Consider the following 21,440-nt stretch of genomic DNA (forward strand, 5'->3'; position numbering starts at 1 on the left):
GATGAAACTGTGGCAGAAGATCTTTCTGGGCACGCTGGCCCTGATGGTCTGCTGCACCAGCCTGCTGACCCTGCTGTTTGTGCGGGCCAGCTGGCAGACGGTGTGGGACCAGCAGCTGGACCGGGCGCTGACCCAGCAGCAGTATCTGGCGCGGCTGATCAAGACCGGCGTGGTGAGCACCCGGCTGCAGAACGGCCTGATGATGCTGGACGCCGACGCGGCGGACACGGCGGCGGTGCGCAGCGCCTCCAGCCAGCTGACCGACGAGTATCTTTTGCAGCTGGGCCTGTACCGGAACGGGCAGGCCCTGGACGCGCCGGTGGAGGGCTGTACCGACGCCATGGCCGGGGCGGAGGACAATGCCGAAACCGCCCCCGGCACCCTGTATGAATACAGCCGGGGGCCGGAGGGGGCGGTGCTGGTATGCAGCCTGCCCTTTACCGCCGAGCAGCACGACTACCGGCTGGTGTGCCGGTTTTCGGTGCAGGCCGGGGTGGACCGGCTGGCCGGGCAGAGCATCCGTCTGATGGCGGTAAGCCTGGCGGTGAGCCTGGCGGGCGCCGGGCTGCTGGTGGTGGTGGTGCGCACCATGCTGCGTCCGCTGCATACTTTGAGCCGCACCGCCCGCCGCATCGCCGGGGGCGACTATGCCCAGCGGCTGGAACTGACCAGCGGCGACGAGCTGGCGGGCCTGGCCCAGGATATGAACCGGCTGGCCCGGGCGGTGCAGCAGCGGGTGGAGCAGCTGGAACACACCGCCGAAAGCCAGAAGACCTTTACCGCCAATATGGCCCACGAGATGAAAACGCCCCTGACCAGCATCCTGGGGTTTGCGGATCTGCTGCAGCTGCAGAAGCAGGTGCCGGACGAGCAGCGGATGCGGTATGCGGGCATCATTGTGGAGGAGACCCGCCGCCTGCGCAGTCTGAGCGGCAAGCTGATGGAGCTGCTGGCGGTGGAGAACCGCAACCTGGTGCTGACCCCGGTGGACATGCCGGAACTGTTCAAGGAGGTGGCCACCGCCATCCAGCCCCTGCTGACCAGCGGGCAGCTGCGTCTGGAACAGTTCTGCCAGCCCATGGTGGTGAACGGCGACCGGGAACTGCTGAAAAGCCTGTTGTACAACTTTCTGGACAACGCCCGCAAGGCCAGCCCCGCGGGCGGCAAGCTGGTGCTGGCGGGCCGGCCCCAGAACGGCTGGGCCGAGATCTGCATCCGGGACTACGGCCGGGGCATCCCCGCCGCCGAACTGGACAAGATCCGCCAGCCCTTCTACATGGTGGACAAGTCCCGGGCCCGCAAGGCGGGCGGCGCGGGGCTGGGCCTGGCCCTGTGCGAACAGATCGTGCGGATCCACGGCGGCCGCTTCGAGGTGGACAGCCGGGTTGGTCAGGGCACCCTGATCACCCTGTATCTGCCGCTGGCCGGCAGCGGCGGGCAGGAGGCGCAGGGCCATGAGGAATAAGCGGAACGAAGACCGGGCCGGCGCGCTGCGCACCGGGATGTGGACAGCGGCGATCGTTGCGGTGGGGGCGCTGGTGTGCGGCCTGGGCGGCGGCGCGCTGGCCCTGTCCCTGCCTGCCGCCGGCAGTGCCCAGGCGCTGCCGGTGTATACCTCGCTGAATCTGGTGGCGGAGGACGAGCCGGTGGCCACGGTCTGGCAGGACTTTGACCCGGAGGGGATGGTCAACCTGTCCTCCTTTACGCTGGAGGAGCAGATGTCCCTGGGGATGGGCTGGCTGCCCACCGGCCTGTACAGCCTGTTCGACCAGCATATTTACTCTGTCGGCCTGTTCTGGGCAGGCGGCACCCTGGACATGGAACTGCCCTGGCAGACCCCGACCACCGATCCCGGCTCGGCCTTTTATCTGTATCAGGTGGCCCTGCCCGACGGGCTGACCTGCATTGATCAGGGCGTCAACGAACTCGTGACGTGCGGCTCCAGCATGCTGGACATGGGTCTGCAGGACGGCTGTATATCGGTGCGCTATTCCTTCCCCGATCTGGAAAAGGCCGATCCGGCCCGGTTTGAGGAGACCCAGGCGCTGGTGCAGGAAAGGCTGCTGGATCTGTTTTACGGCCGCAGCACTGCCCTGATGGGGGCTGATATGCAGTCTTTGAGCGCCAACACCTGGCTGGAGGAGAGAATATCGTTTTACCCTATGGACGAATGGCTGGACGCGGTGGATCCCCAGGAGGGCACGGCGGAAGACCGGCTGATGGCCCTGTGCGAGGCACTGATGATCGACCTGCAGACCATCCGGCTGGACAACGAACTGCTGGTGATTCTGAGCGACCAGGTCGGCAGCGGAATGTTGGGACTGTACTGCGATGTGCGGCTGCGCTGCGTTACCGGGTATGTGATGCAGATGTAAGAGGGGGGAAGATCCGATGCGCAACAAAGCGGCACTTTCCGGCAATCTGCGGGTGGTGCTGTGGGCAGCGCTGGTGGTGATAGCAGGCGCTCTGCTGGCCGGGCTGTGCGGCATCGGCCTGGCCCGGGCCCTGCCCGCCGGCGGCACGGCCGACCCGCTGCCGGTGTATACTTCTCTGAGCCTGGCGGCGGAGGACGAGCCCCTGCTGCCCGTCTGGCAGCGGTACGATCCGGAACAGGTCACCGACACCGAGGAGGAGGAAGTTTTCATCGATCTGGGCTGGATCTACGCGTATATGTTCTGGCCCATGGGGATCTACGATTCCCAGGAGGAAGTGCCGCAGGACCCGCTCGCCTTTAAAAGGCTGGTCACCGAAGACATCCTTGCCTACTATCTGCTTGATTACCCGCTGCCCGACACCCTGCTGCTGACCAACCTGTACAGCGGCCGGATGGTGGAACAGACCGATGTGCGGATGGATCTGGCCCTCGGGCAGGACAGCACCGGGACGCAGATATCGCTGCGGCTGCGTTTTCCCGGTGAGGCAGCGGCCCGCGCCTCGCAGCTGGATCAGGCGGTGGAACTGGTGCAGAACGGGCTGTGCGAGTTTCTGGGCGGCGAACGGAACACGCTGCTGGGCATCTCGGCGGAAGGGTGGTATTCCCTTACCGAGGGCGCCCCGTTTGAGCTGCTGGACCGGCTGCAGAACCGTCCTCTTTCGGAAATGCCCGCGGATACCAGCCTGGATGTGCGGCTGCAGCAGCTGTGCGACGAGCTGATGCTGGACGCGCAGATCATCCGGCTGGAAAACGAGGTGCTGCTGACCCTGACCGACCGGTACGGCAGCGGGATGCTCTGCATCTACTACGACGCCCGCCTGTGCTGTGTGAGCGGGGTTGCCATACAGATGGTCTGATCCATAGCAAGAGGGAGAGGGAACCCATGAAACGAGAGGAACAACAGCCCGGCGCGCGCCGGGTCTACCACAAGGACCCCAAGGCCGCCCGGCGTCGCCGCCGCCGGCGCCGGCGGTTGCGCACCGTGGCGCTTCTGGCGGTGCTGGCCATGCTGGCATGCAGCGTGTACTGGATGCTGGCGGGGGCCGACGGCCCCGATGCCGAGGCAGTGGCGCCGGCGCCCACCGCCACACCCGCGCCCACGGCGCAGCCCTCGCCCGAGCCGGACGAGGAGGACGGAGAGGAGGGCGATACCGCCGCCCCCACCGTCACCCCGGCCCCGGCGGGGGATACCCCGGAGCAGGCCCAGGCCCGGGCCGCGCTGGACGCCTATCTGGACAGCCTGCCCGGCAGCGTGTCGGTGCTGGCGGTGCGGCCCTCCGACGGGCTGACCTATGCCCGCAACGCTGACCAGCAGTACTACGCCGCCAGCCTGCTGAAAGCCCCCTACGCCCTGTGGCTGTATACCCGGGCCGCGGCGGGGGAGGTGAACCTGGACGAGGTGCTGCCCGGCTGGAGCCGTACCGAAGAGGTGACCCTGTCGGAGGAGGACGCGGCCGCCGGGCTGCCCAGCCCCACCCCAAAGCTGGTCACGGTGCCGGACCGCACCGCCCGGGCGGCGGTGGCCGAGATGGTAAGCAAGAGCAGCAACGGCGCGGCGGAGCAGCTGTACACCCGCTGGCCCGCCACCAGCGCCACCGGTTTTGCCGACTTTCTCACCGGGCTGGGCCTGGATATGACCGGCCGCAACATCGCCCTGAGCCCCGCCACCAGCATGACCGGCACCCTGTCGGCTTCCGATGCGGTCAAGATCCTCACCGCGCTGCAGGCCTTCTTTGACACCGGCACCTCCGACGCGCTGGAGCTGAAGCAGGCCTTTCTGGATGCGCGGCACACCTATCTGGTGACCGACTGGCCCATGGCCAAAAAGTACGGCAACTGGAAAGGCGCGCTGCACGACATTGCCATCGTCTACGCCCCCGATCCCTATTATGCGGCGGTGTTTACCGACTGGGGCGACCCGGCCAAGGTGGACCCGCAATACAAGGAATACTACCGTCAGATCAGCGCCTTGCTGACCGATCTGATGGAAAGCTGAACCCGCTTCGACAGCCTGTTCCCGCCCGGGAACGGGCTGTTTTTTTCTGTATCTGCCGCCGCTTGCAAAAAATGGTAAAATATTCCGCTAATTTTGTGATAAAACACAGGAACTTTTCTGTTTCCGCCCTTTTTTCTTGACCGGGAACATGGTATGATATAAAAAGTCGAATTATGCGCTTGTCGCATTTTTCAGCATAGGGGAGGGTATCCCCGAGAGGAAGGAATCTGCTATGGAATTTGCCCTGTGTGCGGCGGGGTTTGCGCTGTTTGCCCTGTATGACCGGCACAGCGTGCGGCCGCTGGCCCCGGTTTGCGGCGGGGCCTTCGCGGCGGGTCTTGCCTGTCTGGCGGCGGCCACGGCGCTGGCGGTTTGGACCGCGCCGGCGGTGCGCGGTGCGGGCGGCTGGGCGCTGCTGGCGGCGGCGCTGGTGTTTCTGGCGCTGGAAATCTACACCCTGTTTTTTGCGCTTCCCTTTTCCGACACCTATGTGCAGCAATCCCAGGGCCGGCTGGCCTACACCGAGGGGGTCTACGCCCTCTGCCGGCATCCCGGCGTGCTCTGGTTCGCGGGCGGGTATCTGTGCCTGGCCGGGGCCATGGGCAGCGGGCGGCTGTGGGGGTTCTGCCTGCTGATGAGCGGGCTGGATGTGGCCTATGTGGTGCTGCAGGATCTGTGGACCTTTCCCCGCACCTTTGACAACTACCCGGAATACCGGTCTCTGGCGCCTTTTCTGATCCCGAATCCCGCCAGCCTGCGCCGCTGTATACAGACTTTGCGAAAGGAGGTCCGCCGCGGATGAATCTGGAAGAACAACTGGAACAACAGGACTACCAGGCGGTATGGAACCGCTACTGCGGATTCCTGGATCTTTCCATGGAAGACTATATGCGCATCCAGCGCCGGCTGATGGAAGAGCAGATCCGCCTGTGGAGCGCCAGCGCCCTGGGGCAGAGCATCCTGCGGGGCAAACGGCCCGCCACCATTGAGGAATTCCGCCAGCAGGTGCCCCTGACCAGCTACGAGGACTACGCCGACGTGCTGCTGCGCAAGCAGGCGGACATGCTGCCCGGCACCCCGGTGATCTGGATCCAGACCACCTGGGAGGGTGGGCGGCACCCCATCAAGGTGGCCCCCTACACCCGGGCCATGCTGGACACCTTCCGGGACAATGTGGTCTCCTGCCTGATTCTGAGCACCAGCAAGGGGCGGGGGCAGTTCAACGTGTCCCCCACCGATAAATTCCTGTACGGGCTGGCCCCGCTGCCCTACGCCACCGGCCTGTTCCCGCTGACCCTGAACGAGGCCATCGGCATCGAGTTCCTGCCCGCCGTCAAGGACGCGGTGGAGATGAGTTTCAGCCAGCGCAACAAGCTGGGCTTCAAGATGGCCATGCAGCGGGACGTGGAGTTCTTCTTCGGTCTCGGCAGCGTGGCCTACGCGGTCAGCCTGAGCCTGGGCGAGATGAGCGGCAAGGGAGGCAAGCTGCGCCCGGCCGATCTGCTGAAGTTCAAGCCCTCCATGCTGCTGCGCATTCTGCGGGCCAAGTCCCGCTGCAAGCGGGAAAACCGGCCCCTGCGCCCGTCGGACCTGTTCCATCTGAAAGGCTTTATGGTGGCGGGCACCGACAACCGCTGCTACAAGGACGATCTGGAAGAGCTGTGGGGCATCCGGCCCATGGAGCTGTTTGCCGGCACCGAGCCCTCCATCATCGGCACCGAGATCTGGAACCGCAGCGGCATGTACTTCTTCCCGGACACCTGCTTTTACGAGTTTCTGCCCGAGCGGGACATGCTGCGCCTGATGGACGAGCCGGACTACCAGCCCCGCACCTGCCTGATGGACGAGGTACAGCCCGGCGAAAAGTACGAACTGATCCTGACGGTGCTCAAGGGCGGCGCCTTTGCCCGCTACCGGGTGGGGGACACCTATCGCTGCCTGGGCCTGTCCAGCCGGGAGGACGGCACCCATATCCCCCGGTTCGAGTATGTGGACCGGGTGCCGGACATCATCGACATCGCGGGCTTTACCCGCATCTCGGCCAACGGCATCCGCTCGGTGATCGAGCTCAGCGGCCTGCCGGTGACCGGCTGGGTGGCCGCCAAGGAATTCACCAGCGAAAACCGGCCCTATTTCCACCTGTACGTGGAGATTCAGCGGGAGGCGTTCCTCAAGCACGCCATCAGCACCGACGTGCTGCGGGATCTGTTGACCACCTATTTCAAGTACACCGATCAGGATTACCGGGACCTGAAAAAGCTGCTGGGCATGGACCCGCTGCGGGTCACGGTGCTGCGCACCGGTTCCTTTGCGGCCTATGAGGCGCGGCACGGCCGCCGCCCCCGGCAGATGAACCCGGACCGGTACCAGCTGGATGAACTGCTGGCCTGTGCCGGCGAGGGGAGGTAAGCGGCATGGACATCTACGGGTATATTTCCGCCATTGCGGTGTTCGTGTACGCCTGCCAGTTCCTGATCTTTCTGGCGGTGAAGAAAAACCGCGTGGTGCGCCAGTTCCTGGTGCTGCTCTTCACCATGATCTGCTGGACCGGCGGTTCGCTGCTGATGCGCTGGCAGATGCCGCCGGACTATGTGTTCTGGTATCATGTGTCCCTGGGCGGGCTGCTGCTCATGTCCTACGCCTACTACCGGTTCATGAACGCCTTTGTGGACAGGCCCGGTTCCGGCGCGGACAAGCTGTATCTGGTGATCCTGCTGGCGGTCTTTCTGGGCAATATCCCCTCCGGCTTCTTTATGCGTTGGCCGGTCATGGTACAGCGGGGCGACCGGGTGGAGTTCGTCTACGACGCCATCCACTGGCCGGTGGTCTTTCTGTTCCTGATCGAGGGCGTGGTCATTCTGCACGGGGTGGCCAACCTGATCGGCGCCTACCGGGACAAACCCTATCTGCGCGGGCAGCTGCGCCCGGTGATCTGGGGCATCGCCATCCTGTTTTTGGGCCATGCCGCCATGCTGCTGCCGGTGTTCAGCGGGTTCCCGGTGGACATCCTGGGCGGCATCGTCAACGCGGTGCTGCTGGTTTACGCCCTGGCCAAAAAGCGGCTGTTCAAGCTGCAGCTGCTGGCCAGCGAGAGTGTGTGCTACCTGGTGGGCCTGTGCATCACCCTGGTGCTGTTTTTGTATCTGCAGCCCTACTGCATGGGCGCGCTGACCCGGCTGCCCGGCGGCGAGGAATACGCCGTGCTGCTGTTTGCGGCGCTGTTCCTGTTCTCGGCGGTGGCCTTTACCTTCTTGTGGAAACGGCTGGCCAACAACCTGTTTGTGCGGGAGGAAAACCATCTGGCCGACGCGCTGCGGGAATACAGCCTGGCGGTGAGCCAGCTGCTGAACGTGGACGATATTCTGCAGAAAACGGTGGACACCATCAAGATGGTGCCGGGCATCGACAACGTGTACATCTGCGTGCTGGAAGACGGGGTTTTCAAGGCCCGCTGCAGCAACCAGCCGCTGCACGATCTGTCCTTTGCGCTGCGGGCGGACTGCCCGCTGCTGGACGAACTGCGCGCCCAGCAGTGCGTGGCCTGGAAGGACTTTGAAAACACCGTGGCCTACCGCTCCATGTGGCAGGAAGAAAAGGACCGGTTCCGCACCCTGGGCGTACACGGCGCGCTGGGGCTGCTGGGGGATTCCGGCGAGATGCAGGGGGTGGTGCTGTTTACCCAGCGCACCGGCCAGCACATCCGGCTGCGGGATATGCAGTGGCTGCCCTCGGTGGCTTCGGTGACCTCCATTGCTCTGAAAAACGCCAAGCTGTATGAGCAGGCCTGCCATGAAGCCCGCACCGACGAGCTGACCGGCCTGTACAACCGCAAGTATTTCTACGAGATTCTGGAACGGGAGTTCGCCGCCAACCGGGAGAGCACCCTGAGCCTGATCATCATCAACATCGACGACTTCAAGCTGTACAACCAGCTGTACGGCGCCGCCGAGGGCGACCGGGCCCTGCGCAACGTGGCCCGGGTGCTGCAGAACAGCGTGGGGGATAACGGCTATGTGGCCCGCTACACCAGCAAGGAGTTTGCGGTACTGCTGCCCCGGTACGACGTGCTGGCCACCCGCGCCCTGGCCGAGAGCATCCAGCGCCAGGTGTACAACATGAACCGGGCCACGGTGGACCGCAAGCTCAAGGTTCTGACCGTGAGTATCGGCATCAGCGCCGCGCCCTTTGACGCCTCCACCTCCAAGCAGCTGCTGGAGAACGCGGACATGGCGGTATACCATGTGAAGCGCAGCGGCAAGAACGCCATCGAGGTGTTTGACTCGGTGCTGCGGGGGGACGTGCCGAACGAAAAGGTGGACCACCGGCACATTTACCAGGAGTACGAGCCCACCGTGGTGGCCCTGACCGCCGCCATCGACGCCAAGGATCACTATACCTTCACCCATTCCCGCAACGTGGCCTACTACGCCACCGAGCTGGCCCGGGCGGTGGGGCTGAACAACGACTTTGTGGAGATCATCCGCCAGGCGGCGCTGCTGCATGACATCGGCAAAATCGGCATTCCCGAGCAGGTACTGAACAAGACCGGCAGACTTACCGACGAGGAATACGAGCTGATGCAGGGCCATGTGGAAGCCTCCATCGGCATCATCCGGCATCTGCCCGCCCTGGACTACATCATCCCCGCGGTTATCGGCCACCACGAGCGGTACGACGGCCGGGGCTATCCCCGGCGCATCGGCGGGGAGGACATCCCCCTGGCCGCCCGGATCCTCTGCGTGGCGGACTCCTTTGACGCCATGACCAGCCGCCGCTGCTACAAGCCGGCGGTGCCGCTGGAACGGGCCATCCAGATTCTGGAGGAGGAGGCCGGCCGCCAGTTTGACCCCAAGTTGGCCCCGCTGTTTGTGGACTGCCTGCGGGAGGGCCGGGTGCGGCTGATCGGCAACGAGCCTGCCTCCGTTGCGGTGGAAGCCGCCCATCCTCAGGCCTGACAACCTGGTTTTCTGCCAAAAACGCCTGCCCCTGACGGGGCGGGCGTTTTGTCTTTTTGTTCCGCCTGCGGCGGCCCCGGCGGCACTTTGTGATAAAAAAGGAAATAATAGCGGCGGCAAAATCGTCTATTATATGGATAACGGCCCGGCATTTTCGCCGGGAAAGCCTCGCCGCCCCCGCGTCTTTGCACAGCCGGACGGGCGGCCCGCAAGGAGGAACCCTTTATGTTTGACGATACCGCGGCCACGATGCCGCAAACCGAAACGCCCCGGGACTACACCGTGGGCGATCTGCAGCTGAGCGTGGCCCGCCACGAGTGCCGGCTGCACGGGCGGCCCGTGGCCCTGACCCCCACCGAATTTGCCATCCTGCGCATCCTGCTGGAACAGGACGGCGCCGTGATCAGCGCCGAGGAACTGTGCCGCCGCATCTGGAACGACGAGCGCTGCTGCGGCGCGGCCAACACCATCTCGGTGCATATGCGCCATCTGCGCCGCAAGCTGCAGGACACGGTGGCCAGCCCCCGGTACATCCGCACCATCTGGGGCGTGGGCTACAAGATCGAGAGCCAGTAAACGCACAAACCCCCGCGGCTTTTGGCCGCGGGGGTTTGCCTTTTTTGTTTTACAGGGCAAAATACCCTTTCTCGCACAATACCTGCAAGCAGAAGTTCACGGTATCGTCGTCAAACAACGCGCCGTAGCGGCCCTGCACCGCCGCGGCCTCCAGGCTCAGGTCCAGCCGGCCGGCGGCGGCCAGCGTCTCAAACTCGGCGCTCACGCAGCCCCGCCGCGCCTGCTGGCCCAGCAGCCGGGCCGGGCCCTGTTTTTCCAGCGCCGCCAGGGTGCGGCCCCCGTCCACGCCCACGGCGCGGGCCTGTTCGGTCTTTTTTGCCATCTCGGCCACAAAGGCCTGTTCCAGCTTGTCCATACATACCTCCCGTCATTGGGGCAGGGGCAGCTCCCGGCCGTCCAGCACGGCCCGGGTCAGCGTGTCGCCCGCGTAGTAAAGCGCCAGGTGAAAGAACGGCGCGCCCTGCGCCAGCAGTTCCAGAAAGATCCTGTCCCCCTGCCACACCGGCAGCGCGGGCACCTGCTCCTTGGGCACCCAGGCCAGCTCCCCCTCGTCGCAGGGGTGCTCGGTGCCGGTGAATTCACAGCAGGTATACAGGTGCATCCGCTCGGCGGGCCAGGGCGGGTTGTAGAAATCCACCATGCCCCGGTACCGGGGCGCGACCATGGTGTAGCCGGTCTCCTCCCGCACTTCCCGCACCGCGCAGGCCAGCGCCGTTTCCCCCGGCTCAAACTTGCCGCCTACCCCGATCCACTTGTCCCGGTTTACGTCCTTGTCCTTTTTTACCCGGTGCAGCATCAGGTAGCAGCCCTCCCGCTCCAGATAACACAGGGTCGTTTCCAGCAGTTCCATCCTTTTCCTCCCTCACAGCAGCCGGTACAAAGCCGGCCGGTCGGCGAGGCGCACCGCGCCCCGCTCCACCGTTACCAGGCCCTGCCGCTCCAGCTTTTTCAGGGTGCGGCTTACCGCCTCCCGGGCGCTGCCGATGGCCTGGGCCAGCTGCTCCTGTGTCACGCGCACCGCGTCGCTGCCGGTGCGGGCCGCCTCGTCCAGCAGGAAACTGGCCACCCGCTGCTCCAGCGTCAGAAACAGCATCTGCTCCATCCCGGTCAGCACCGAGGCAAACCGCTCGGTGGCCGCCCGGTACAAAAACGCCTCCACATAAATATTCTCCTGCATCAGGCCCGCAAACAGCCGGGCGGGCAGCAGCAGGGCCGCGGTGTCGCTTTCCGCCTCCACCTGCACGTCAAAGCTGACCCCCCGCATCATGCAGGCGGCGGTCATCACGCAGATCTGCCCGGCGTGCAGCCGGTCGATGGTGGCCTGGCGGCCCTCCGGGCTGCTCAGGTAGATGCGCAGCGCGCCGCTTTCAATCAGCAGCACCCCCAGGCACCCCTCGCCGGGGCTGTGCACCGCCTGGCCGGCAGCGTACTCCACCCGGCGGCACTGGTCGGCGGCGGCCGCCTGCTGGGCGGGGGTAAGATGCTGCCAGAACGGCAGGCGGCTGAGGGTTTCGGTGTACATGGGGCGGCCTCCTTGGAGCTTTTTTCTGATTATACCCCACCGGCGGCCCCCGGTGCAAGACAAACGATTGCTGTGCCCTGTGCTTGACCCGTCACGGCCGGATATGGTATCCTTATAACCAGCAAACGGCCCGCCAGGAAGGTGCGGCCGCCCGCCCCTTGCGGCGGGCCTGATCCGCCCCTTACACCGGGGCGCAGACAACAAAACGATTGCTTGCGAGGGGGCCAGGGAGGCCCCGCCGGGCGCCGGGCGGAAGCCCCGGCCCATACGGCAGCGGCGCGGCGGTCAGACAAAACCGGGCACCGGGCTTTTGCAGCCGGTGCGCGGTGCGTCTGGTCGCCTTTTTTGTTTCTGTGCCCCCGTCGCTTTTTCAAAGGAGGACCTTATGCATCGTATCCGTATCCTCAGCGCCGTGCTGGCACTTGTTCTGCTGGTGAGCCTGGCGGCGGGCTGTTCCGCCGCCTCCTATGAGGCCCCCGCCTATGGGGCCGACTCCGCCCATCCCGACGGCTGGGTGGAGGTGCTGCGGCTGGAGGGCGGCACCGACTGGGGCGCGCCGAACCCCTTCCAGTGCCAGAGCCGGGGCCCCGGCACCGCCAAGATGGAGCTGGCCTACGCCAGCCTGCTGGAAAAGGACGAGACCGGCGACATCGGCTGGCTGGCCGAAAGCTGGACGGTGGAGGGCAACGACTATACCTTCACCCTGCGCCAGGGCGCCGCGTTCCAGGACGGGCAGCCCCTGACGACCGACGATGTGGCCTTTACCATCGACTACTACAACGCCCACCCGCCGGTGAGCAACCCGCTGGCGGCGGGCACCGAGGCCTGCATCGTGGACCACTACACGGTGGTGGACGAGCGCACCATCACCCTGACCGTCAAGAGCCCGGACGGGGACACCCTGTCCAACCTGGGCAGCTTTGAGATCATTCCCCGCCATGTGTGGGAACCGGTGGAGGACCCCTACACCTATACCGGCGAGGGCTGGCTGACCGGCAGCGGCGCCTACGCCTGCACCGCCTACGACGGCCCCACCGGCAGCTATGAATTCACCGCGGTGGAGGACTTCTGCGCCGGCACCCCGGCGGCGGGCCGCATCCAGTTTGTGCCGGTGAGCGACGCACTGCTGGCCTTTGAGAACGGAGAAATCGACATCACCAGCGTGCCCGCCGATCTGCTGAGCCAGTACCAGGCCGACGAGACCCTGGGCTTTGTGGAAAAGGCCAACGACATGGGCTACAAGCTGCTGATCAACTTTGAACAGTGCCCGGAATTTCTGGACATCGCCCTGCGCCAGGCCGTGTACGCGGCGCTGGACCGGCAGGCGGTGGTGAATAAGGTGTTCCGGGGCGCGGGCTCGGTGGGCAGCGCCGGGTATGTGCCCCGCACCAGCCTGTACTATTCCCCCGACTGCGTGGAGTACGACTATGACCCGGACGCCGCCCGGGCGGTACTGGCGGACAAGAACCTGTCGGTGACCCTGCTGGCCGCCGACAGCGGCAACGACGTGGCCATCGCGGAGCTGATCAAGATCGACCTGGAGGCCGCCGGCGTGGCGGTGACGGTGGAAAGCTACGATTCCGCCACCCGGGACAGCATGGTCAACGCGGGGGATTACCAGTTTGCCCTGGTGGGCAACGGGGGCTGGGGCAACAACCCGCCCACCTACCTGCGCACCATCTTTTCGGATATTTCCAAGAACCAGGGGGGCAACCCCCACAGCATGGGGCCCATCGGCTACGAAAACGCCCAAATCACCGAGCTGGCCGAGGCCCAGAAGCTGGAAACCGATTTTGAGGCCCGCAAGGCCATCTTCCAGGAACTGCAGGTGCTGATCAGCCAGGAGATCCCGCTGATCGTGATTGCCAACCAGTCCAGCTACAGCATGTACCGCAAGGATGTGTACGACGGCTGGATGAAGACCTACGCCTACCAGCAGGCGGAGCAGAACCGGCTGAGCTATATGCTGCGCTGACCATTTTAACGGGAAAGGAGGGGGAGAGATATGCGCCGTGCCGCGCTGCTGCTGGCCACCTTTGCGGTGATCTATGTGTGCAACTTTTTTATCCCCCGCCTGATGCCCGGGGATCCGCTGCAGTATTCCTCCTCGGTATCGGGGGAGGACATGACCGTGGCCTACAACGCCGAACAGCTGGAACAGCTGCGGGCCTACTACGGGCTGGATCAGCCGCTTCTCACCCAGTTTGGCCGCACCCTGGCGGCAAACCTGCGGGGGGATCTGGGCCAGAGCATCCACTACAAGCAGCCGGTGAGCACCGTAATTCTGAGCCGCCTGCCCTGGACGCTGGGCCTGATGGCCTTTTCCACCGCCCTGAGCCTGCCGCTGGCGGTGGGGCTGGCGCTGGTGTGCGTGCGCCGCCCCCGGGTGGACAAGGCGGTGTACGGGGTATTCTCCGCCATCTGCCAGCTTCCGCCCTATCTGGTGGGGCTGGCGCTGCTGTTTCTTGTGGCCGCCCGGGTGGACTGGCTGCCCCTGTCCGGGGGCGAAACCGCCTTTGCCCGGTACGCCCATTTTGGCCAGCGGCTGGCGGATCTGGCGCTGCACGGGCTGCTGCCCGCGGTGAGCCTGTGCGTGGTGAGCCTGCCCGGCTACTTCTTTACCGCCCGGGCCAGCTTTCTCTCGGTGCGGCGGCAGCCCTATCTGCTGGGCGCCCGTTCCCGGGGGCTGAAAGAGGGGCTGGTGCGCCGCCGGTACATCCTGCGCAACGCCGCCACCCCCATTGTGGCCAAGCTGTTTCTGAGCATCGGCGGGCTGATGGGCAGCACCCTGCTGGTGGAAAATGTATTCGCCTATCCGGGCGTGGGCACCGTGCTGCGGGAGGCGGTGCGCTACCGGGATTACCCGCTGATCCAGGGTGTGTTTCTGTTCTCCACCGTGCTGGTGCTGGCGGGCATGCTGATCAGTGACCGGCTTTGCGCCGGGCTGGACAAGGGGGTGCGCCATGCCGGGTAAACGCAACCGGGCCCGCTGGCGGCCCTGCCTTGTCCTCTGCGCCGGGCTGCTGGCGCTGACGCTGTTTTTCGGCTGGGGTGTGCTGGGCTGGCCCTGCAGCCCCACCCAGCCCAGCGGCGCTTCGCTGGAAGCGCCCAGCGCCGCCCACTGGCTGGGCACCGACGATCTGGGCATCGACATCTACGCCCAGCTGAGCCAGGGATTTTTCGCCAGCATGAGCCTGGGCCTGGCCTGCGGGGTGCTCACCGCCCTGGTCGGCGGCGGCCTGGGGATGCTGGCGGGCTATAAGGGCGGCGGCGTACAGGCCGCGGTGGATTTTGCGGTGAACGTGTTCCTGGCGGTGCCGCAGCTGCCGGTGCTGATCGTGCTGGGGGCGTTCTGGGGCCAGGACCGGCGGCTGGTGATCGGGCTGATCGCGGCCTTTTCCTGGGCGCCGGTGGCCAAACAGACCGCCGCCAAGACCCGCTCGGCCGCGCACCGCACCTATGTGCGGGCTGCCAAAAGCTGGGGCGCCGGCAGCTGGTATATCTTCAAAAACCATCTGGCGGCGGATGTGCTGCCGGTGGTGCTGGTGGGAGCGCTGGCGGTGGTGGGCAAGGCCATCTTGCAGGAGAGCGCCCTGGCCTACCTGGGCCTGTCCGACCCCACCGCCAAAAGCTGGGGCCTGATGATCAACCGGGCGTCCCGGTTTGCGGGCATTTATTTTACCGATTACTGGAAATGGTGGCTGGCTGCGCCGGTGGCGGCGCTGATGCTGACCATTCTGTTCACCCGGCTGCTGGCCCGCTGGCTGGAGCAGCAACTGCTGGAGGGGGATGTATGACGCCGCGTATACGTTTGGAAGGGCTGACCGCCCGCTATCCCGGCTTTGCCCTGGGCCCGGTGACCCTGGAGCTGACGGCGGGGGAATGCCTGGCCGTGCTGGGGGAGAGCGGCAGCGGAAAAAGCACCCTGGCCCGGGCCGCGGTGCAGTTATTGGAACCCTCCGCCGCCCCGGGCGGGCGGGTATGGCTGGACGGGCAGGATCTAACCGCCCTGCCGCCGAAGGAACTGGCCGACTGGCGGATGGCCCGGTTTTCGATCTGTTTTCAGAATTCCCACGGCTGGCTGAATCCCAGCCTGACCCTGGGGCAGCATCTGGAAGAGCTGCTGGCCCGCCGGTATCCCCGCGCCGAGCGGGCGGGCCGGGCGGCGGTGCTGGCCGGGGAAGTGGGGCTGGAGGTGGCCGATCTGGGGCTGCTGCCCCGGCAGGCGTCCGGCGGCATGGTGCAGAAAACCCTGCTGGCGCTGGCCCTGGCGCTGGACCCGGCCTTTGTGGTGCTGGACGAGCCCACCGGCGCGCTGGACGAGGTATCCCGCCGGCAGGTGCTGGAGGTGATCCGGCGGCGGGCGGCGACGGGCACGGCTTTTCTGGTGGTGACCCACGACGTGACGGTGGCCCGCCAGCTCTGTGCCCGCACCTGCGTGCTGTACGGCGGGCGGGTGATGGAGCTGGCCCCCACAAGCGAACTGCTGACCGATCCCCGGCATCCCTACAGCCGGGGGCTGATCCGGTCGTTCCCGGAACTGTATCCCCAGCGGGATCTGTGGGGAATCCGGCCGGGGCCCGGCCCCCGGGAGGGGGAATGCCCGTTCCGGGGTCGGTGCACCCAATGCACGGCGGACTGTGACCGGGGCGTGCCGGAACTGGCCGATATCGGGCCGGGGCGGCAGGTGGCCTGCTGGCGGGGCGGCATCGCGGCGGCGCTGACCGCCCGGGACATCACAAAACAGTTTGATGGAAAACCGGTGCTGACCGGGGCGAACCTGCGGCTGGACTGCGGGGAAACGGTGGCGCTGGTGGGGCCCAGCGGAATCGGCAAAAGCACCCTGGCGGCGATTCTGGCGGGGTTTCTGGCCCCGGACAGCGGGCGGGTGCTGGTGAACGGCGAACCGGCCGATTACAACAAGCTGCACCGCACCCCGGGCGGGGTACAGCTGCTGTGGCAGGACAGTTTTGCCGCCCTGAATCCCCGCTTTACGGTGGAGCGGGCGGTGGCGGAGCCGGGAGTGCTGGCGAAATTGTGGAGTACCCCGCAGCAGCAGCGTGAGCGGGTGGTGCAATTACTGGAGCAGGTGGGGCTGGACCCCACCCCCGAACTGCTGGCCCGGCCCACGGCGAATTTGAGCGGCGGGCAGGCGCAGCGGGTGGCGATGGCCCGGGCGCTGGTGCTGAACCCGGCGGTGCTGGTGGCGGACGAGCCCACGGCACAGCTGGACGCGTCCGGCCGGGCGAATTTGCTGCGGCTGCTGAAAGGGATGCAGAACGCGGCGGGCTGCGCGCTGCTGGTGGTGACCCATGACCCGCACGCGGCCCGCAAGATTGCGGACCGGGTACTGCTGCTGAAAGCCGGGCGGCTGGAAGCGGTGGACCCGGACAGAATCGAACAGGAACTGGAGGATGCGCAATGACCGAGAAAGAACAACAGCTTTGGGACAAATGCGTGGCGTTTCACGGCCATGCCTGCGGCGGCCTGACCATCGGGTTCAAGGCGGCACTGTACGCGATGGAACTGCTGAACGCCGGGTTTTCGGATGACGAACAGCTGGTGTGCATCAGCGAGAACGACGCCTGCGGTGTGGACGCGATCCAGGTGGTGCTGGGATGCAGCGCCGGAAAGGGGAATCTGCTGTTCCGGCTGCGGGGCAAGCAGGCGTTCGGGTTTTACCGCCGGTCGGACGGGAAAGGGGTGCGGCTGGTGCTGCGCCCGCGGCCGGAGGGAATGAGCAAAGAGGAAAGTTTTGCCTGGATGCAGGCCCGTACCCCCGCCGAACTGTTTGAGGTGAAAGAGCCCGCCTGCCCGCTGCCGGAACCGGCCCGGCTTATGACCAGCCGCCGGTGTTCGGTGTGCGGCGAGATGACCATGGAATCCATGCTGCGGCTGGAAAACGGCCAGCCCGTCTGCCTGGACTGCTGGCATCCCTATACCCGGTTCGGGCTGTGAGGCATGGCTGATCTGGGGGGAATCAACGATTCCCCCCAGACCCCCCGGAAATCATGGCCGAATATATTCGGCCATAGGAATATTTTATAGAAATAAGGCCCGCGCAAACCGATATGGCTTGCGCGGGCCTTGTTATATTCTTTTCCCCAGGGCCGGAGTATTCCGGCCATGGGTTCCGGGGGTCTGGGGGCCCGGGTCCGCGAAGCGGCCGGGTCTCCGGTGGAGACCCGGACCGGCAGGGCGGTCGGCGCAGCCGAGCGGGCGCATGATTGTCGCGCCCGCAGCCCTTGTTGATTCCCCCCAGATTAACTTCCGTCACTCTACGCTCTTGAGGGCTTCGACCATGTCGATGTGGTCCAGGATACGATCGGTGAGCAGGTCCACCGCCAGGGCGAACACGAAGCTGGCGACGGCCGCCAGCAGGTAGCTGGTGGGGTTCAGCACCACCGGCACCTGGGCCGCCGGCAGGGACAGCATCCCGATCAGCCAGCCGGTCAGCAGCCGGCCGAAAGGCAGCCCCACCAGAATCCCCATAAGGGTCAGCAGCAGGGTTTCCTTGTTCACATAGGCGTGAACCTCCCGGTCATAGAATCCCAGCACCTTGATGGTGGCCAGTTCCCGCTGGCGCTCGCTGATATTGGTGGTGGACAGGGTAAACAATACCACAAACGCCAGCCCCGCCGCCAATCCGGTCAGCAGATACACCACCGCGTTCATCATGGCGAAATTCTGGGAGAAATCCTCCTTCAGCGCCTGGGTACTGGTAGCGCTGGCCACCCCGTCCTCCCGGCGCAGTTCGTCCGCAAAGGCCCGCTGCTCGCTCTCGTCGATCTTCAGCCGGGCCAGCGCCGCGTTGGGGGTATACGCCTCAAACAGTTCCTCATAGGTGGCCTCGGTCATGTACACGCTGTTGCCCAGGCAGTTCTCCGCCAGGGCGCCGATGGTGGTATCGGCCTCCCGCAGTTCCATATCCCGCACCGTCAGGCTGTCGCCCTCCGTCAGGCCCATCAGCTCGGCGGCGTTGCGGGTCAGGATCACCTGCCCGTCGGTCAGGGTCAGGCTTTCGCCCTCGCCGTTCACCAGCCCGTACCACCCTTCGGTGGACACGCCTTCCGGGAACACCGTCAGCTGCACACTCTCTTCATGGCCGTCGGCGCCCCGCAGGGTCACCGTCTCCATATACACCGGCTGGATGGCTTCCACCGCTTCGTCCGCGGCCAGCCGGTCCAGCAGGGCCGGGTCATCCTCGCCGGTACCCGCCACCAGCAGGTCGTACTGGTAATATTGCTCGTACTGCAGCGGCATCATTGCCACCACCGAATCGTGCAGCCCCAGGCCGCAGACCATCAGGGCCGTACAGCCCGCGATGCCGAACACCGTCATGGTCAGCCGCTTTTTATAACGGAACAGGTTCCGGATGGTGACCTTGTTCAAAAAACGGATCCGGTTCCACAGTTTCGGGAACCGTTCCAGCAGCACCCGGGACCCGGCCTGGGGGCTCTTGGGCCGCATCAGGGCTGCGGGGGTCTGGTTCAGCTCGCTGCGGCAGGCCAGGGCGGTGGCCCCCAGCATCCCCGCCAGGAACAGCGCCGGGCCGCCCAGGCCGAACGCCGCATCAAAGCCCAGCAGATACCGGGGAATGGTATACATTTCCTGGAAAATATACCGCATGAACAGCGGCATCAGGATATAGCCGCCCACCTCGCCCAGCAGTGCGCCCAGCACGCAGGCCGCCGCCGCATAGGTGAGATACTTGCCGTAGATGGCGCCCCGGCCAAAGCCCAGCGCCTTGTAGGTTCCGATCAGGCCCCGTTCCTCCTCCACCATGCGGGTGACGCTGGTCAGGCTGATCAGCACCGCCACCGTGAAGAAGATCACCGGGAACATCACCCCCAGCGCCTCAATGCTGGCGGTATCGCTCTGTATGCTGGAATAGCTGCTCAGGCTGGTGCGGTCCTGCACGTACCAGTGGGTCATCTCCAGATCCGCCAGTTCCGCCTCGCCGTCCGCCAGCTTCTGTTCCGCCTCGGCCCGGGCCTCGTCGTAGTCCTGTTTGTTCTCCTCGTACTCGGCCACGCCGTCCTGATACTCGGTCTCGCCGTCCTGCAGCTCCGCCAGGCCGTCCGCGTAATCGGCTTCGCCGTCCTGCAGTTCGGTCAGGCTGTCCTGCAGTTCGGTCTTGCCCTGGGCAATCTGGCCGCGGATATCCGCCGCCTGCTCTTCAAACTGGGCCATCCCGTCGTTGAACTGCTTCCAGCCCGCCGCCAGTTCGGCCCGGCCCGCGTCGATCTTCGCCTGCGCCTCGTCCAACTGGGCCCGGGCGGCGGCTGCCTGCTCATCAAAAGCGGCCTGCTGGGCGTCCATGCCGTTCACCGCGCCCTGGGCGGTGCCCAGGCCCTGGGCCAGCGTGTCCAGCTGATTCAGCATTTCCTCGGAAATCAGGCCGCCGGTATTATCCTTAAAGGCCTGCCGGGCCTCGGCGGTGGCCGCGTCGCTCCGGGCGGCGGCGGTGGCCTGGGCCAGTTGGGTGTTCAGCGCGTCCAGCTGGGCCTGCAGTTCCGCCCGCTGGGGATCGTCGGCGGGCAGGGCGTCCAGCTGCTTTTGCAGGCTCTCGGCCTGCACCGTCACCTCGCCCACCGGGGTCCAGGCGGCTACGGCAGCGGCTTTCCAGGGCTCCCACTGCGCGGCCATCCCCATCCCCGCCACCGCGTTTGCGATCGCGGCCTCGCCCTGCTGGGCTTGCTCCAGCCCCTGCTGGGCCTGGGCCTTTCCCTCGTCCAGCTGGGCCTGGGCATCGGTCAGCTGCTGCTCGGTCTCGGTGCGGGCGGCGTCCAGTTGCGTCTGGCTCTCGTCCAGGGTCTTGCCGCCCTCTTCCAGCTGGCGGCGGCCCTCCTCCAGCTGGGCGGCCGCGTCGTTGATGCCCTGTTCGGCGGTTCGCTCGTTCTCCGCCAGCTTGGTCTGTCCGTCCTGCCACTGGGCCCAGCCGTCATCCAGCTCGGTGCGGGCGTCGTTCAGTTCGGCCCAGCCGTCATCCAGTTCGGTGCGGGCATCGGTCAGCTCCTGCTGGGCGTCGGCAAACTCCTCGTCCGCTTCGGCAAATTTGTCGTTCATCTCCTGCCGGGCGTCGTCCAGCGTCTGCTGCCCCTCGGCCTGCAGCTGGTCGTACCGGGCCTGCTCCCGCTGGGCCTGGATCTCGTCCTCGATCTGCCGCACCATCTCCGCCACCCGGTCGTCGTAGGCGTCGGAATAGCAGTTCAGGTCGGCGGTATCGTCCAGCCGCAGGTAGATGGCGGTGTAGATCTCGCTCTCGATATCCTCCGGCAGCACAAAGAAGGTATAATCGGTGTTGCTGCTCACCCGGAAGGCCGAAGCGCTGCCGCCGCTGTTCACGTCCATCGGGTCCAGCACCACGCCGGTGATGGTGAACTCGGTGCGGGTCAGTGCCGGCTCGGACGCGCCGGTGTCCTCCACCTGGATGTCCCAGTCCTCGTCCGTTTCGGCGGCGGGCTCTTCCTCTTCCTCTTCTTCCTCGTCCTCTTCCGGGATCAGGGTCAGGGTATCGCCCAGCGTCTTGCCGGTATCGTCCAGGTATTTCTGGGTCACGGCGATCTGGCCCGGCTCAGCGGGCAGGCTGCCCTCCAGCAGATAGGGCTCGTTCAGGCCGGCGCCGCTCAGAGTGCGCATCTCCACCTTGCCGGTGCCGCCCTGGGCCGGGGTGTCGGCGTTGATGCTCACCCCGCCCTCCGCCTGTTCTACCCCGTCCAGCGCGGCCAGGGCGGCCACGTCCTCACCGGTCAGCCCCAGGGTGGACTGTACGCGGATGTCAAACAGCTTCTGGCTGTCAAACAGCGCGTCGGCGCTCAGCCGCAGGTCCCGGCAGGAGGCCTGCAGGCCGGTGAACATGGCCACCCCCAGGGTGGTGATGATCAGCAGCGAGAAAAATCGTTTTTTATGCCCGGCAACGGTGCGCCGGACGTCTTTACGGTAGGCGGTGTTCAT

Annotated in this window: 17 protein-coding genes; 13 read left to right on the forward strand and 4 right to left on the reverse strand. The window is 65.9% G+C overall.

Annotated elements, in window-relative coordinates; genetic code table 11:
• The first annotated feature begins 1 nt into the window (after position 1).
• The 8 genes from B5E65_RS08390 to B5E65_RS08425 all read left to right on the forward strand — a co-directional run bounded on the left by B5E65_RS08390 (position 2) and on the right by B5E65_RS08425 (position 9,961).
• Positions 2-1,465: a sensor histidine kinase gene (locus B5E65_RS08390; RefSeq protein ID WP_087171326.1), complete on the forward strand. Its 1,464-nt coding sequence runs from the start codon at positions 2-4 to the stop codon at positions 1,463-1,465.
• Entirely contained in the window at positions 1,455-2,375 is a 921-nt protein-coding gene (locus B5E65_RS08395) for a hypothetical protein (protein WP_087171327.1), read from the forward strand. Before B5E65_RS08390 ends, B5E65_RS08395 begins: the two co-directional genes overlap by 11 nt.
• Positions 2,376-2,391: 16 nt before the next feature.
• Positions 2,392-3,291, forward strand: coding sequence for a hypothetical protein (locus B5E65_RS08400; protein ID WP_087171328.1), 900 nt, complete (start codon positions 2,392-2,394; stop codon positions 3,289-3,291).
• Positions 3,292-3,317: 26 nt separating this feature from the next.
• Positions 3,318-4,430 carry a serine hydrolase gene (locus tag B5E65_RS08405; RefSeq protein ID WP_087171329.1) on the forward strand — a complete coding sequence of 371 codons (1,113 nt, stop codon included), beginning with the start codon at positions 3,318-3,320 and terminating at the stop codon, positions 4,428-4,430.
• Positions 4,431-4,662: 232 nt separating this feature from the next.
• Positions 4,663-5,232 carry a hypothetical protein gene (locus tag B5E65_RS08410; protein ID WP_087171330.1) on the forward strand — a complete coding sequence of 190 codons (570 nt, stop codon included), beginning with the start codon at positions 4,663-4,665 and terminating at the stop codon, positions 5,230-5,232.
• Positions 5,229-6,839, forward strand: coding sequence for a GH3 family acyl-acid amido synthetase (locus tag B5E65_RS08415; RefSeq protein WP_087171331.1), 1,611 nt, complete (start codon positions 5,229-5,231; stop codon positions 6,837-6,839). Before B5E65_RS08410 ends, B5E65_RS08415 begins: the two co-directional genes overlap by 4 nt.
• A 5-nt stretch (positions 6,840-6,844) precedes the next feature.
• Positions 6,845-9,385, forward strand: a complete 2,541-nt coding sequence (locus B5E65_RS08420; RefSeq protein ID WP_087171332.1) for a histidine kinase N-terminal 7TM domain-containing diguanylate cyclase/phosphohydrolase — start codon at positions 6,845-6,847, stop codon at positions 9,383-9,385.
• A 225-nt stretch (positions 9,386-9,610) separates the two neighbouring features.
• Positions 9,611-9,961, forward strand: coding sequence for a winged helix-turn-helix domain-containing protein (locus B5E65_RS08425; protein ID WP_087171333.1), 351 nt, complete (start codon positions 9,611-9,613; stop codon positions 9,959-9,961).
• A 49-nt stretch (positions 9,962-10,010) separates the two neighbouring features.
• Here B5E65_RS08425 and B5E65_RS08430 read toward each other — a convergent pair whose 3' ends face one another.
• From B5E65_RS08430 to B5E65_RS08440, 3 genes are read right to left on the reverse strand one after another with little or no spacing between them, the layout of a single operon-like run.
• Positions 10,011-10,316, reverse strand: coding sequence for a hypothetical protein (locus B5E65_RS08430; protein ID WP_087171334.1), 306 nt, complete (start codon positions 10,314-10,316; stop codon positions 10,011-10,013).
• A 12-nt stretch (positions 10,317-10,328) separates the two neighbouring features.
• A complete protein-coding gene (locus B5E65_RS08435; protein ID WP_206406290.1) occupies positions 10,329-10,811 on the reverse strand; it encodes an NUDIX hydrolase in 483 nt (160 codons plus the stop codon).
• A 12-nt stretch (positions 10,812-10,823) separates the two neighbouring features.
• A complete protein-coding gene (locus B5E65_RS08440) occupies positions 10,824-11,483 on the reverse strand; it encodes a Crp/Fnr family transcriptional regulator (RefSeq protein ID WP_087171335.1) in 660 nt (219 codons plus the stop codon).
• Positions 11,484-11,868: 385 nt separating this feature from the next.
• Here B5E65_RS08440 and B5E65_RS08445 point away from each other — a divergent pair, with 385 nt between their 5' ends.
• The 5 genes from B5E65_RS08445 to B5E65_RS08465 are packed head-to-tail and all read left to right on the forward strand — an operon-like array spanning position 11,869 to position 17,441.
• Positions 11,869-13,458: an ABC transporter substrate-binding protein gene (locus tag B5E65_RS08445; protein ID WP_087171336.1), complete on the forward strand. Its 1,590-nt coding sequence runs from the start codon at positions 11,869-11,871 to the stop codon at positions 13,456-13,458.
• A 30-nt stretch (positions 13,459-13,488) separates the two neighbouring features.
• Complete coding sequence (locus B5E65_RS08450; protein WP_087171337.1) at positions 13,489-14,457, forward strand: ABC transporter permease; 969 nt, start codon at positions 13,489-13,491, stop codon at positions 14,455-14,457.
• Positions 14,447-15,280 carry an ABC transporter permease gene (locus B5E65_RS08455; protein ID WP_087171338.1) on the forward strand — a complete coding sequence of 278 codons (834 nt, stop codon included), beginning with the start codon at positions 14,447-14,449 and terminating at the stop codon, positions 15,278-15,280. Before B5E65_RS08450 ends, B5E65_RS08455 begins: the two co-directional genes overlap by 11 nt.
• Positions 15,277-16,908, forward strand: coding sequence for an ABC transporter ATP-binding protein (locus B5E65_RS08460; protein ID WP_087171339.1), 1,632 nt, complete (start codon positions 15,277-15,279; stop codon positions 16,906-16,908). The genes B5E65_RS08455 and B5E65_RS08460 overlap by 4 nt, the downstream gene beginning before the upstream one ends.
• Complete coding sequence (locus B5E65_RS08465; protein WP_087171340.1) at positions 16,905-17,441, forward strand: FmdE family protein; 537 nt, start codon at positions 16,905-16,907, stop codon at positions 17,439-17,441. Before B5E65_RS08460 ends, B5E65_RS08465 begins: the two co-directional genes overlap by 4 nt.
• 315 nt (positions 17,442-17,756) lie before the next feature.
• Here B5E65_RS08465 and B5E65_RS08470 read toward each other — a convergent pair whose 3' ends face one another.
• Positions 17,757-21,440 carry an FtsX-like permease family protein gene (locus B5E65_RS08470; RefSeq protein ID WP_087171341.1) on the reverse strand — a complete coding sequence of 1,228 codons (3,684 nt, stop codon included), beginning with the start codon at positions 21,438-21,440 and terminating at the stop codon, positions 17,757-17,759.

Origin of the sequence: Gemmiger sp. An120 (assembly GCF_002160955.1) — a bacterium.
Classification (GTDB): domain Bacteria; phylum Bacillota; class Clostridia; order Oscillospirales; family Ruminococcaceae; genus Gemmiger_A; species Gemmiger_A avium.

Bases quoted from the DNA above. Each gene is read 5' to 3' on its own strand.
- B5E65_RS08390 (WP_087171326.1), top strand. From the start codon at position 2: ATGAAACTGTGGCAGAAGATCTTTCTGGGCACGCTGGCCCTGATGGTC.
- B5E65_RS08395 (WP_087171327.1), top strand. From the start codon at position 1,455: ATGAGGAATAAGCGGAACGAAGACCGGGCCGGCGCGCTGCGCACCGGG.
- B5E65_RS08400 (WP_087171328.1), top strand. From the start codon at position 2,392: ATGCGCAACAAAGCGGCACTTTCCGGCAATCTGCGGGTGGTGCTGTGG.
- B5E65_RS08405 (WP_087171329.1), top strand. From the start codon at position 3,318: ATGAAACGAGAGGAACAACAGCCCGGCGCGCGCCGGGTCTACCACAAG.
- B5E65_RS08410 (WP_087171330.1), top strand. From the start codon at position 4,663: ATGGAATTTGCCCTGTGTGCGGCGGGGTTTGCGCTGTTTGCCCTGTAT.
- B5E65_RS08415 (WP_087171331.1), top strand. From the start codon at position 5,229: ATGAATCTGGAAGAACAACTGGAACAACAGGACTACCAGGCGGTATGG.
- B5E65_RS08420 (WP_087171332.1), top strand. From the start codon at position 6,845: ATGGACATCTACGGGTATATTTCCGCCATTGCGGTGTTCGTGTACGCC.
- B5E65_RS08425 (WP_087171333.1), top strand. From the start codon at position 9,611: ATGTTTGACGATACCGCGGCCACGATGCCGCAAACCGAAACGCCCCGG.
- B5E65_RS08430 (WP_087171334.1), bottom strand. From the start codon at position 10,316: ATGGACAAGCTGGAACAGGCCTTTGTGGCCGAGATGGCAAAAAAGACC.
- B5E65_RS08435 (WP_206406290.1), bottom strand. From the start codon at position 10,811: ATGGAACTGCTGGAAACGACCCTGTGTTATCTGGAGCGGGAGGGCTGC.
- B5E65_RS08440 (WP_087171335.1), bottom strand. From the start codon at position 11,483: ATGTACACCGAAACCCTCAGCCGCCTGCCGTTCTGGCAGCATCTTACC.
- B5E65_RS08445 (WP_087171336.1), top strand. From the start codon at position 11,869: ATGCATCGTATCCGTATCCTCAGCGCCGTGCTGGCACTTGTTCTGCTG.
- B5E65_RS08450 (WP_087171337.1), top strand. From the start codon at position 13,489: ATGCGCCGTGCCGCGCTGCTGCTGGCCACCTTTGCGGTGATCTATGTG.
- B5E65_RS08455 (WP_087171338.1), top strand. From the start codon at position 14,447: ATGCCGGGTAAACGCAACCGGGCCCGCTGGCGGCCCTGCCTTGTCCTC.
- B5E65_RS08460 (WP_087171339.1), top strand. From the start codon at position 15,277: ATGACGCCGCGTATACGTTTGGAAGGGCTGACCGCCCGCTATCCCGGC.
- B5E65_RS08465 (WP_087171340.1), top strand. From the start codon at position 16,905: ATGACCGAGAAAGAACAACAGCTTTGGGACAAATGCGTGGCGTTTCAC.
- B5E65_RS08470 (WP_087171341.1), bottom strand. From the start codon at position 21,440: ATGAACACCGCCTACCGTAAAGACGTCCGGCGCACCGTTGCCGGGCAT.